The organism is Natronobacterium gregoryi SP2 (genome assembly GCF_000230715.2).
Taxonomy (GTDB): domain Archaea; phylum Halobacteriota; class Halobacteria; order Halobacteriales; family Natrialbaceae; genus Natronobacterium; species Natronobacterium gregoryi.
Genome location: NC_019792.1, coordinates 3,355,500 through 3,368,810 on the forward strand (window position 1 = coordinate 3,355,500; position 13,311 = coordinate 3,368,810).

The following is a 13,311-nucleotide window of genomic DNA, read 5'->3' on the forward strand; positions in this document are numbered from 1 at the left end:
AACCCCAGTATAAAGTTAATGATCGTCCATGATAATATTCTTTAATTGTCCTTTGTTTCCCTCATTGGCATACAGGAACATGCCAATGCTTAATAGTAAAGGTTTTTTACTGTTGGGGGTTGGATTCGGCAGCACTTCATGATAAATAACAAGGGTTCGGGTTCCGAGAGCAGAGGGGCGCTTTCGAATCTGTGCGTGCTGGACCTGACGCAGGTGCTGGCTGGCCCGTACTGTACGATGTTGCTCGCAGACCTCGGTGCCGATGTCGTCAAGATCGAACGGCCCGGCGGTGACCTCATCCGATCGAACCCACCGTTCGTCGACGACCCGGACGAGGAGGCCTACGGCGGCTACTTCCAGAGTGTCAACAGAGGAAAGCGGAGTATCGAACTCGACTTCGGCGACGAGACCGACCGCGAAGACTTCCTCTCACTCGTCGAAGAAGCCGACGTCGTCGTCGAGAACTACCAGGCGGGAACGATGGAGAAGTACGACCTCGGCTACGAACGGCTCCAGAAGTACAACTCCGAACTCATCTACTCCTCTATTCGTGGCTTCGGCGACCCGCGAACGGGCGAGACTGACCGCCAGGGCCAGCCGTCGTTCGACCTCATCGCACAGGCGCTCGGCGGAGTCATGGAGATCACCGGCCAGGAAGACGGACCGCCCACGAAGACCGGGCCTGGCGTCGGCGACCTCTTTACAGCGACGCTGAACTGCATCGGCATCCTCGCGGCCGTCAACCACCGCGAGCAGACCGGTGACGGCCAGTACGTCGACACCGGAATGTACGACTCGATGATCAGCTTCACCGAACGCGCCATCTACCAGCAGTCCTACACGGGCGAACCGCCATCACGGCAGGGTAACTCCCACCCGACGCTGTTTCCCTACGACGCGTTCGAGACGGCCGACGGCTACGTCGTCATCGCCGCGTTCAACGACAGACACTGGACGGAACTCTGCTCGGCGATGGGCCGCGACGAACTCGCCGACGATCACTCGACGATGGCAGACCGCCTCGAGAGTCGACACCTCCTCCGCGAAGAAATCGCTGACTGGACGCTCGACCGGACGAACGACGAAGTCGTCGACACACTCGAAAGGCGAGTCCCAGCGGCACCCGTCCAGACGACGGCAGACATCTTCGACGACGACCACGTTCGGGCACGCGACATGCTCGTCCAGGTCGAACAACCCGGCACGGACGAACACGTCGAGATTGCGGGCTCGCCGATCAAGATGACCGAGACCTCGCCGGAGCCTCGAGGACGTGCGCCGCTGCTGGACGAGCACCGCGACGAAATTCTGGGCGAGGAAGCCGAGACGACGGCCGACGATTAAGCCGGATCGCTGTATCGACGCCAGTGCAACCGCTTCGCTTCGGGTCGGGTCGCGGTTGCGCCGGCACCGACTGATACGGACTGCTGTCCCGAGAGACCGGCGCGACCGTAGGCGGGCTCGCGGTCGCACCGGAACTGACGTCCAGCAAACCGTACGACAGGAAGCCTATGCGACGACCCGCCAATTGGGTTTCGAGACGACGCGGGCCGTGATCACCGTGTCGGGTGGCCGGCGTTCGATCGTGTTTTGACTCCCGCCGTCCTGGAGGAACGCAAACGTAAGCTACAAGACGACCCCGCCGAAACGAGAGAGTATGCTGAACGGTGGCTTCACGTCGGCCCCTGCTGGCTCGCTGGCTACCGCAGCGTCTCGTCCGTTTTCGAAACCTAAACGCGTCTAACGTGCCCATGGAAGACCGACGGCTCGGCGGCGTTTCGCCGTGTCGTGGTCAATTCCCTGGCTGGTAACGCACCCGTCAGCCGCCGCCATCCATCGCGCTCGATCGCACGACTGGAGTCGTGTCGGCCACTCGCTGACGGGTCCGTATCGATTGCTGTTGGCCAGTCGTCCGACCGGACCGGGTCGAGCCCCGAGCTTCGAGCTCTGGCTGGGCGCTGGGTCCGAAGCGACGGCTGTCTCACAGAATATTGCACACGTCTGGCTGTTCCAGACACATCTCTATCCAACGCGATGACAGACGAATTCGACACTGACCGACACTTCGAGACGGACCGCATCGAAAAGACCCGACGCCTCCGCGAACAGGGCGACTCACCGTACGTGACCGACGTCGATCGGGACGCGACGATCGAGTCGGTTCTCGACGCCTTCGCTGCCGACGAGTACGAGGACCCGCCGTCCACGACGTACCAACTCGCAGGTCGCGTGCTGCGTGTAAACGACCTCGGCTCGGTGCTGTTTGCCGACCTGCGGGACGAAACCGGCCGCATCCAACTTCTGTTTACCGAAGAGCAGACGGAGGCGTTCGACGACCGACAACTCGTCGACATCGGCGATTTCCTCGCCGTCACCGGCGTCCCGATCCGGACGGACACGGGCGAGCGATCGATTCACGTCGCCGACTGGCAGCTCGCGACGAAGGCCCTCCGCAGTCCGCCGACGCGGACCGGGTTCAACGAACGAAACCGAGTCCGAGACCGCGTTGGCGCGATGGTCGTCGACGACGACCTCCGGACAGGTATCGAGACACGCTTTGCCGTGATCGCTACGCTTCGAGAGCTCCTGCAAGAGCGTGACTTCCGCGAAGTGGATACGCCAATCCTCCACCACACCGCCGGTGGCGCACGCGCAACCCCGTTCGAAACCTACTGTGAAGCCCTCGAGGAGGAGCAGGCCCTTCGCATCGCACCCGAACTGTATCTCAAGCGGCTCGTGATGGGAGGATTCGAACGCATCTTCGAGATCGGGAGCGTCTTCCGCAACGAAGACATCGACACGACGCACAACCCCGAATTCACGATGCTCGAGCTCTACGAGGCCTACGCCGACTACGAAGACGTGATGGAACTGACCGAATCGCTCGTCTCACAGGTCGTCCTCGAGCACACTGGATCGTACGACCTCGAGTACGGCGGGGCGACACTCGACTTCGAGCCACCGTGGGATCGGCTGACCCTCGAGCAGACGCTCGAAGAGTACGGCGGGATTCCAGTCACGGATCGCTCCACCGACGAGTTGCGCCGACTCGCCGAGCGCGAGTACGACGTCGCGTTCGACGGCTCGGTGACGCGCGGTCGGGTGTACGAGGAACTCTACGAGGCGGCCGCCGAAGACGAGATCGAGGGGCCGCTTTTCGTGACCGACCCGCCACGCGCGTCCACGCCGCTGTGTGCGCCCCACCCCGACGACGACGCTCGGGCCGAGCGGTTCGAAGCCGTCGTTCAGGGCGTCGAACTCGCGAACGCGTACTCGGAGCTGTCCGATCCGCTCGAGCAAGCACGAACGTTCGAAGCGCAAGTCAGCCGACGGGAACGTGGCGACGACGAAGCACACGAAATGGATACCGACTACGTCCGGTCGCTCGGGTACGGCCTGCCGCCGACCGGTGGTCTCGGCATCGGCGTCGATCGGCTCGCGATGTTGATCGCGGGGACACAGTCGATCAAGGACGTGTTGCCGTTCCCGATGGTCGCACGACAAAACGAGGAGTTCTGTTGACGGTGTAAGTGGGCTTCACTGGGAAAACGGCGCTTGACGATGTACCCGACAGTAGCTCGGGCGAGAAGACAAGCGCCACCGGTGGCCGGGGTTTTTCCTCTTCGAGAGCCGGGCAGCAGACGGCAGTCTCTCGTCCGTCTGCAGTCTCGAGCACGGCCCGACGCCGTGAATCGGCTATGCTGAATCGACGTGGATAAACAGATACAGGATCGTAGATTATTAGTCTTCCAACAGTATTTCGACACGTTTGGCGAAGTTTCGATCACCGCGTCGAACACACCGGGACTCACAGCTACAGTGATGGAGGATGACGTTCGGCTGCGCGGCTAAATCGACCGGAAGCGCCGCGAGTTCGTCGTCTCGTTTCGCCGTCCGCTCTGCGAGAAGCGGCTGGGTGAGCGTCGTAACTCCCTCGAAGGCCGCCGAACGTGTAGAAACAGTTCGTTACAAGTGCGTTATGGGGAGTCGGTTCTGCTGGCCGTCGACCGAGTCGCGGGCCAGGCCTGCCCTGCTGGATCGAATCCCGACCGTCTGGACGATTTGACTCGTCAGTCGACGGTTGGGACGGTTCTAGTACCATCCCAAGCGTAGACCGACTAGTTGAGAGTTGGCCAAAATCGATCACGATTCTCGATCAGAAGTGGAGTGCACTAGTCAGAGTAGACTCGCGACACTACTATCTCACAGTCTCGTCGAGTACAATACTGTGTTTCGATCTCACAAGCACACATATAAATATTGCTAACTATATAGAAAAATGGAACGTTTCCGGTCTAAGTCCGACTCCCCAGTGCCACCCGGTCGTGTAGCGTCCGTTCTCACTGCACGACTCACGAGCCAACGCCCCACGCGCTCCGCTGTGGATAGTCGTGTACGGCACCATCGCAGCTGCACTGTTTCACCACTCCGTTCTCGAGTTGACCACCGCGAACGTGAAACCCACAACCTGTGTCACACACTCGGACGGTTTGCGACTTCTCACATCGTCTCGAGAGAGCTACCGAGCTGGCCTGGAATCTCTTCTTCGAGAATCGGCGCACTACACTCCTCCTGACCGAGCGTGTTGGTCTGTTCGGTGACGACGAGGAGGTGTTGGTGGACGTTCCTGATCGCCGACTGGAGTGTTTCGATTTCGTCGGTCTGCGTTGGGTCTGTCTGTGCCTGGTCTAAGTGTCCCACAGCGAGTGCCTCCGTCACATCTTGCAGTTCCAAGACTGGCGTAAGGAGATCCCGGCGGACGACCCAGACAGTGTTTGCGAACGCGAGAGTCACAAGGCAGACGACCACAGCCGTCCCGACGACGTATCCCGTTGGCATGGCCGTCAGTACTCGCGTAGGGCCGAGAAAGGCAAGCGGAAACACGAGCAGCAACATCGCGGCCACGTACTGGATGACGGCCGCCGTGAGGACCTTTCGCTCGATGCTGTCCTCGAACTGGAGCCACTGCAGCAACTGCCGGAGCGTGCGTCGGTACGTGTCGACTACTACGCGTGAAACTGTGGCTCCTTTCATACGGTTTGCTGTCCATCAGTTCCGGCGCGACCGCGAGCCCACCTGCGGTAACGCCGGTACCTCGGGACAGCATTCCGTCTCATACTAGTACCGTCCCAACCGTCGACTGACGGGTCGAATCGAGCCACACCGCCAGATTCGACCGATCAGTTCAGGCTTGGCCCGCCACTAGTGCTTTGGCAAGCCTGAACAGATGAGTGAAACCGAATGCAGTCGTCTGGTTTCACTCAGCAGTCGACGCTTGGCGGAGTACTAGTAACCGGCCGGCACGATCTGAAACCCAGGCGTACACAGCCGCCCCCACCATCCACTACCAACCTCGTCCAGCCGCCGACAGCGGGCAATCTGTCTGGCGGTCAGAATCGACGCTACGGCGGTGTCAACCCGGTCGAATGCGTCGTCGGTGTTGGCGGTGACGGTCACTGTCCACCGGTTGCCAGTCTGAAGTTCATTGCCGATTGGAAACTGCTTCTGTGTCGAACTCGTTCAGGTCTGTGATCAGTACCGACTCGCCGTTCCGAAGCACCCGTGGGGAACGTTCTCGGCGCTGATCGGAAACTCTCCTCAGCGGCTCTTTTGTTCGGCTTCTTCGGTGCACGCAAGGAGCCGGGATTCTCGGTTGCTGTCTCGAGTCAGACGACTGTGGCTGTCCACTCGTGGTTACAACTACACTGACTCGATCGGATCACGAAGTTGGCGGCCGTGTCACAGTCTCGCCAGCGGGGCTACGAGCCTGATGTCGTGACGATTACGGAGGCGACGGGTTCGTTCTTCGCGGCCAGCGACAACGGGTGTTGTCCCGACGACGCATGCCGACGGAGCGCTCTTCGATAGCCACTGCTACGAACGGGTTCGAACTTCCCTATAGATGCAGAACTGGTGACCAGTCACTCTCGTCGTTTACTTCCAGAAACGATCGGCACTCAGTTCGTGCAACTAGTGCCGTCACACAGCGAGATAGTCGTTTCTGGTAACACGTATTGGTTACACTAGAACCCTGCATGCTTTTTCGCAAAGACTATATTCTCTTCTATCAATAACGTAGTTACCTTTCGATCAACTGCATCGCACTCGAGAATAGCGGGCTGGATTATGGGAGGGACACAGCACAATGTATGAGTTTGCGGACATCCAGACGGACGCCACGATCGCTCCGGGGACGAATATCCTCGTAACGGGACCACCGCTTACTGGGAAACGCCAACTCGCACTCGACGTTCTCGCACAGGGAGCCGAACGCGGGGACGGTTCGATTATCGTAACGACAAAAGACAACGCCGACACCATTCGAGCCAGATGTAGCGAGAGAACGCAACAGGAGTCGCCACCGCTTGGCATCGTCGACTGCGTCTCGAACCAACAGTCGAACGAATCCAGCGATAGCTCGCAGGTCTCGTACGTTTCCTCACCTGTCGATATGACGAGCATCGGAATTGCAGTCTCGAGGTTTCTCGAGGAGTTCTACGAGGGGCGTGGAATCACCGAGAATCGCGTCATGTTGCACTCGATTTCGACGTTGTTACTGTACTCGGACCTCGAGACGGTGTTTCGGTTCTTGCACGTCTTTACGGGACGGATTCAGAGTGCCGATGGTCTCGGAATCTATCTCATCGATTCGACAGCACACGACGAACAGACGGTCGACACGCTCAAACAGTTGTTTGACGGCGTCGTGAACGTCGCCCCAGAGGACGGCACCGAGACGACGGTCACGACGACCGGCCTGGCCCTGTAATCACGCAAACTCTCTTTTCGGCCCCAACGCAGGGATAGCGCCGCGGACGCTCCGACGCCGACCGACGACGACCGAAGTCCTCAGAGTAGTGACCGCACGCCGTGTCCGACTACTCTACAGACGGAGCAGGCCGCGTCTCTCAGGTTGGTTTCGGAGGGAGTCACGCAAGCAACGAACCATCCCACCCGTGGTGATTCACTGCTCGTCCGTGTTCCAGTCTACTAATCGGTCATGTGATTTATATCCCAGTACTAGCATTCACTTGCTAGGTGCAGGATCAATGACGGAGCAAAAGTCCTCTCCGCCAGGAGAGGAGTCGGAGGTGCTCGTCGTCGACGACGAACCCCGACTCGCTGGCCTCTTCGCGAGTTGGTTGACAGCAGGGTGGTCCGTTAGTACTGCCTATAGCGGAGACGAAGCACTCGAGAAGATCGACGAATCGACCGACATCGTCCTGCTCGACCGTCGGATGCCGGGACAATCTGGTGACGACGTGCTCTCTACGCTCCGATCGAAAGACGACGACACACGGGTGCTGATGATCACAGCCGTCGAGCCAGACTTTGATATTATCGAAATGGGCTTCGACGACTACCTCGTGAAGCCAGTCTCCAAAGACGAACTCCTGACAGCCCTCACAGACGTTCTCGAGAGAGCAGCCTACGAGTCGTCTGTCCAGGAGTACTACGCTCTCGTCTCGAAGCGGGCGCTGCTCGAGAAAGAGAAGACTGAGCACGAACTGGGCGAAAGCACGGTCTATCAGGAGTTGACAGACCGAATCGAAGAAGTCGCTGCAGAAACTGACCAAGCGATTGCGAACTTCGAGAGTCACACGGACTTCGCTGCTGCGTTCCGGGACATCGAGTCCGGATCGGACGAAGTTAGCGGGTCACTCCCCGACAATCCGAATTGAGAGAGGTGAGCCCGTACCGCTGTTCGCGGGACGATCGAGCGGGAGTCCGTCGGGTCGCCCACTGCGCGTAGTCAAGCGGGAGTCCGTCGGGTCGCCCACTGCGCGTAGTCAAGCGGGAGTCCGTCGGAACGGTGTTGCTGTGTTCGCCGTGGCATGGCCGTCAGATTTGGTCCCACGCGTCGTCGTCGTCAGGGTCCGGGAGGTCTGCTTGCGTGAAAGTAGTCGAGTCAGGTTCTTCGCCTGTCCCAGTTGCCTCCCCCGTTTCGTCTTCCGCTTCTCGTTCGGTCTGGCTTTCTTTTTTGTGTTCTTTTTCTTGGGCCGTGTCGTCCTCGGGAAGGCTTGCTGGAGCGCTATCTGATCGTGTGTGCGCTTGCTGCCGGTCGAACGTCGTGGGATCGGCTGTCTCACTGTCGTGATTGATCTCGACCGTCGGCCACGCTGTCTCTCCCCACCCACCACGATCGCTGTAGTAGTAGACTACGTCACCATTGACGACGGCAAACAGGTCCCGCTGCGTATCGTGAACGACGCGTTCGTTCGTATCGATCGCGACGTCGACGACGTCTTCGAGCGTCTCGAGTTCGAGATTGTGTTCTCCGATCCACATCGGAATCGACCCCGTCGAGATCCATTCGTCGTGCCGCTGGCGATGAATTCGCTTGCGGGCAGCCGCCACGTTCGTACTCGAACGCGACACCACGAGCACAGCCCCCAGTAGCGAGAGTGCAGCAAGGAAACTACCAGCACCGACGACCGCCACGTTCGGTGACTCCGCTATTTCGACCGACGCTGTCTCGGGATGCGTGCTCTCGATTTCGTGCGTGCCATCTAGCCAATAGGCACTTCCTGTCAGTTCCAGTGGCACCGTGTCGCTCTCCGCCCCACCGTTCGAACGCGTGTCGTACGCCGTCTCGACACCGACCGAAACCGAGATGTCGCCGACACCAGTGAGCGTGTCTTCTAACTCGAGAATCCGCTCACGGACTGCTCGGACGTCGATGGTCGCCGAGGTATTTGCCTGGCCGCCTGCGGAGACTGTCGGTTCGTCGTCCAGTCCTTTGTGGTCGCTCCAGAAGACCTCTCCATCGCGTTCGGCTTCGTAACGCAGGAACAGATCGTGCTCGACGGCTGCCTCTTCGAGTGGCGTTCCGGAATCAGTAACCGCCGTCTCCGCCGTAACCGTCAACTCGGGCGTGTCGGTGTACAGATACACCGGGCTCGACTCGAGTGTCGTTCCGTTCGCCCAGAGGCCGTCCTGAACGACGGTCGCAGTAGTCGTGACATCGGTCTCGATGCGTTCTTCTCCCACCTCCTGCGTTACTGTGGTCGTCTCCGGTGTGGCAACTGCCCAGCCAGTAAGCGTGAGAGCGGAGAGTCCGACGACGAGAAAGACGACCGCAAGCCCCCTCCCGTATTTAGCAGCGACCAGATCAAACCGTGGGCTGTCGATCATCGTCGTGTACTCTCGTTGTCGGATAGCGCTTTCACCCGGTTTCTCCTGGCGGGCGACCAGTCGGTATGGCTTCGCGTGACTATCTGTAAGCCGACATCATTACTCTTGCTATCTCACCGATACTGGTGGCTCCGATTCCCCTCTTACTCCTGTGTCGACAACGCGGGGCAGTTTGCTGGTCGGACTCGTTACCGCTACCGGCTTACGCTGTTCACTGCCTAGTCGCAGGAAAGCACCGATCTCGAGACCACGAGAAGCGTCGCGTCTCGAGCGCTCCCCGAGGAGAGTCTCTGCGCCGAAAGGACGGTAAGTGGTGCATGCAGACGTGACAGCCCGTCTCAGAATCGGGCCGTGTCCTGGATTCGCCAGAGCGTCCAGCAGCGTTCGTCTACCGGAATTTTCGGCGAAGGCGCACCAGCACCGAAACGTCGGATACCGGGTCCCGAAGTCGAAGGTCCGTCGCGCCAAAGAGAACGACCACGATCGTGATCGCCGCTGCGACGAGGACGCCGTTTACCGCTGCAATCGCAACGAGCGGATGAAGGCTGTGGAACCAGACGAGCAGCGAGGGCGCGGTCACCAGCACGTACCGGTGTTCGTCGACGTGACGGGTGTACTCGCCGGTTTCTTCGGGCGCAGTCGCAGCAACAGTTGCCGTCTCACTACTCCGGGGTGAAACCGTCTGCCATTCGGGGCTTACAGTCACTGTTTCGTGATGCACCTCCCGAACGACGAGGACGGGGAGATACCCCGAGTTTTCGGTTTCGTGCTCGACCTCGATCTGTTCACCGGGTGCAGCGACCTGTGGGTCGTCACTCGGTGCCGTTGCACTCCCTACCCCAAACGCGATCGTTCCCGACGGGATCACCATCGACGCCGTCGCGAACGTGACGAATACGAGCAAGACGATCCCCACCACCGTCCCGATACCGACCACGTTCGGGCGGTTTCGTGACCGTCGCGTGTCTCGGCTCGTTGGACTGAGAACCTCGAGCAGGAGGCCAAACCCGAGGAGGGCAATCCCGCTACCGACGAGAAACGCACCGGCATCATTGGTGTCGAACACGTCTGTAACACCGGCTGCCGTTGCGATCGTTCCGACGGCAGTTTCCGTAACGGCCGTTACTCCGACGACGATCGAGCCGAGAGACGGGATCGTAACGACCTCGCCGTGTACCTGCAGTGCATGGGCGACGACTTGCTCGTCGCTGACGGGTGGTTCGGCGGCGTCTTGATCGGTAAACGGGTTCGCATCACCGACCGTAATATAGCCCTCGTCGGTCTCCTCGACGATGCGATGAGTCGTCAGTTCACCTCCGTGGAGTTCGACTGCGTCGAAAACGACGACATCGCCCTCTGCGGGCGGCCCAGAGACGGCGTTCGGGATAGCAATAAAGCCGTCACCGGCGTCCATCGTTGGCTCCATACTCCCCGTCGCAACGTAGCCGAAGAGAATCGGCTGTCCGAGCAACTGACCGAGTAACAATGCAACGACAACGACGGCTACAGCGAGACCGACCGTTCGAGTTAGAACTGTTCGCATGGGTGACGAGTCGGAGTGTGGGACTTCCCAGCTCTCAGTTCACTAAACGGCTGTAACGCACGAGCAGGTCGCCCCGTCCCACAGGACGTCGTCCTGCCGAGAGTCGACGGCGTCGGTCCCGGTATCGCCGGTCTGGGACGCGTCTCGTGAGACATCAGCAGCTCACTCCGGGACGCGGTCGCGCCAATCGGTTCGGCGCGTGCCGCGACACCGAATGGACCGTCGATACCTTCCTGTCTCCACGACGATGCCTGGACGAGACGCTTCGCTCGTCCCAGCAGTCGAAAACGACAGTCAACCCATACTGACACTCGATCTCTCATACGGATACGCCGAACGCTGGATCACCTCGAGGTGCAAAACGTGCGACGCGTTACTCCTCGTCGGTTTCTGCAACGATCGTTATCGTTTCGGGGATACCGATATCTTCGTCAGGGTCTGACGTGGTGACGTCGAAGCTGACATCCAGTTTCGCTGTCTGTTCGATCCCGAGTTCGATACTCGTTTCTCCCGACGCGAGGTCGTCGTGATCGAACGCCATCGGTGCCCCATCAGCGTCGAGTAGCTCGTCGCTTCCGTCCCTGATCGAGACCGTTACCTCCCTTTCTCCGTTGTTCGTAATCGCCAAAGCATCTTCGAATTCGGTCGTTGCACTGACGTTGAGAGTATCGAGATCGAATTCGATGACAGCCTCGTCAGCTCCCGAGAGTGTCTCACTGAGAATCTCGAGCCCCAACAGTGCAGTATCATCGCTTGCAGTCTCGATGTCCACGGATCGGTCCGCTTCAACCGTGTCGAACGCTCCCGTTGCGAGTACAGTGCCACCGCCGATAGCGACCGTCCCCAATCCAGCCAGTACCGTTCGTCGAGTTCGTCTCATGTTGTGTTCCCCTGTGGCCGGCCGATAGCTCTATCGACCGTTACACACAGATCTAATTCGTTCTAACGACTCTGCACACTTAACTATTCTACTTCCTCGTCTGTAACAATCAATGGACTGTCACCAAAACCAACGTTTCGGGTAGTGTACGACTCGAAGCAGGTGAATACGAGAGCAAGGCCGTGTACACACCCAGCGCTCGATGCGACAGCCTCCCGGCAACCGTCTCGCCTACACTCCCGATCCATACATTTAAGTTACGAGAATTGTTACGGCGGCATACTGTTCCACACCCCCAGTCCCAGGAGCCGCCAGGTATCGAGACGCGTCGCGTCTCGCTTCCACGGCAAAACGCCTCGCGTTCTGGAGTCGGCTTCGAGCCAGGAAGGGCCACGGAACAACTCACGAACGCCTGGACGACCCGTCTGCTCCCATGACTGCCCGAGATGACCCACGACTGCCTCCGTGTTTGACTCGAGTGGCATGACTCGCCCCAGAGAGTCGGTGGGGAGAAAAACGAGGACAGAGAGCAGGCAAACGACAGTATCGGCGCTTCAGTGCCGCCAACGTCGGCGACTGTGATCCAACAGACGTTGGAGACGCGACTGCCAGGGCAGAAACACGACCACGTCGAACGACACCGTAACAACACCGAAACATGCGCACAGTTACGATACTCGGGGTCGCCTTCGTTCTCGCCGGGACAGTGTTACTTACCGTCCCAGCGTACGGGTTTTCTACGAGCAACGCAGACCGGGGCGTTGCGGTACAAACAGCCGAGGATAGCGATGCTCTGCTCGAAATTACCGACAGTTCACAGGAGGCCGCGGTCACTCCAGAGAGCCCCACAGCTATATTCGACCTGCTGGATACGACCGGTCAGATCGACGACGTTACCGTGATCTCGGCGTCGATTACCGGCGTCGAGGCAACGGCCCTCGACGTGACAGCCACCCCTACCGATGCCGATCGATACTCCGTCACCGTCGCCTGCCACGAGTCCGAGAGAGAGACAGCCGCCACTGTTACCGTGACACTCGAGACCAGCGGCACCGTTCACGTCGTCGCCGACCGAACGACGGATCACGCGCTCCAGATCGAGTGTGAGACCGGCGAAGATACTTATTCCGAATCCAGCGTCACCGACGATGTCGTGATCGAAGGCGACAGTCGATTCGAAGAGCCAGTCGACATCAAAGGTGGTGGCAGTATCAGCGGAGAGGGAGCCCTCACGTTCGAAGACGAACTCGAGATCAGAGGCAGTGGCGGCATCGATGTAGATGGAGACATTACGTTCGAAGAGACGGTAGAAATCAGTGGCGCCGAAGCCAGTATCACTGCCGGAGGAGACATCACGTTCAAGAACGGAGTGGAAATTTCGGGAGCCGGTAACGAGCCGGGAGAGAGCGGACTAATCACGGCCGCTGGCGAAATCCACTGGTGAGTTGTGACGCCGCCACAGCCCGTCCGGGACGACTTTCACAGGCGGCACGAGGCGGAAGCAGTGAGACTGTCCACGACCCGAGCCGCTGAACCGCCCCAGCTCCCGGTTCGTGGACCAGCCGATACGTAGATACCGTCGATTACGAGAACGGAGACATGCGGTTTGCTGTCCGTCAGTTCTGGTGCGACCACGAGCACGCCTGCGGTCGCGCCGGAACAGCGGGACAGCAGTCCGTATCAGAGACAACCTCGCGCAGAGTAACACTCTCGACGAAGCAGCGATTCCCGGATTCGCCTCGACATCACACCC

General features: G+C 59.7%; 9 protein-coding genes. 5 read left to right on the forward strand and 4 right to left on the reverse strand.

From position 1 onward, the window contains the following. The first annotated feature begins 138 nt into the window (after positions 1–138). On the forward strand, positions 139–1,344 hold the full coding sequence (gene mct, locus NATGR_RS16470) for a succinyl-CoA:mesaconate CoA-transferase (protein ID WP_015233825.1): 1,206 nt from the start codon (positions 139–141) through the stop codon (positions 1,342–1,344). Between the two features lie 690 nt (positions 1,345–2,034). Then, positions 2,035–3,522, forward strand: coding sequence for a lysine--tRNA ligase (lysS, locus tag NATGR_RS16475; RefSeq protein WP_005576806.1), 1,488 nt, complete (start codon positions 2,035–2,037; stop codon positions 3,520–3,522). 978 nt (positions 3,523–4,500) lie between these two features. Here the strand turns inward: lysS and NATGR_RS16480 are convergent. Then, a complete protein-coding gene (locus NATGR_RS16480; RefSeq protein WP_005576804.1) occupies positions 4,501–5,034 on the reverse strand; it encodes a HAMP domain-containing protein in 534 nt (177 codons plus the stop codon). A gap of 1,111 nt (positions 5,035–6,145) precedes the next feature. On the opposite strand from NATGR_RS16480, the gene NATGR_RS16485 reads away from it, so the two are divergent. Next, entirely contained in the window at positions 6,146–6,769 is a 624-nt protein-coding gene (locus tag NATGR_RS16485) for an RAD55 family ATPase (RefSeq protein ID WP_005576802.1), read from the forward strand. A gap of 280 nt (positions 6,770–7,049) precedes the next feature. Further along, positions 7,050–7,682, forward strand: coding sequence for a HalX domain-containing protein (locus NATGR_RS16490; RefSeq protein WP_005576801.1), 633 nt, complete (start codon positions 7,050–7,052; stop codon positions 7,680–7,682). A gap of 160 nt (positions 7,683–7,842) precedes the next feature. Here NATGR_RS16490 and NATGR_RS16495 read toward each other — a convergent pair whose 3' ends face one another. The 3 genes from NATGR_RS16495 to NATGR_RS16505 form a co-directional block, all read right to left on the reverse strand. Beyond that, positions 7,843–9,135: a DUF5305 domain-containing protein gene (locus tag NATGR_RS16495; protein ID WP_005576799.1), complete on the reverse strand. Its 1,293-nt coding sequence runs from the start codon at positions 9,133–9,135 to the stop codon at positions 7,843–7,845. Between the two features lie 388 nt (positions 9,136–9,523). Continuing rightward, entirely contained in the window at positions 9,524–10,678 is a 1,155-nt protein-coding gene (locus NATGR_RS16500; RefSeq protein WP_005576796.1) for a S26 family signal peptidase, read from the reverse strand. Positions 10,679–11,051: 373 nt separating this feature from the next. Next, the gene (locus NATGR_RS16505; protein ID WP_015233826.1) at positions 11,052–11,558 is read right to left on the reverse strand and encodes a hypothetical protein; all 507 of its coding nucleotides are present in this window, start codon (positions 11,556–11,558) and stop codon (positions 11,052–11,054) included. Positions 11,559–12,216: 658 nt separating this feature from the next. On the opposite strand from NATGR_RS16505, the gene NATGR_RS16510 reads away from it, so the two are divergent. Beyond that, complete coding sequence (locus NATGR_RS16510) at positions 12,217–13,002, forward strand: hypothetical protein (RefSeq protein WP_005576793.1); 786 nt, start codon at positions 12,217–12,219, stop codon at positions 13,000–13,002. The last annotated feature ends 309 nt before the right edge of the window (positions 13,003–13,311 follow it).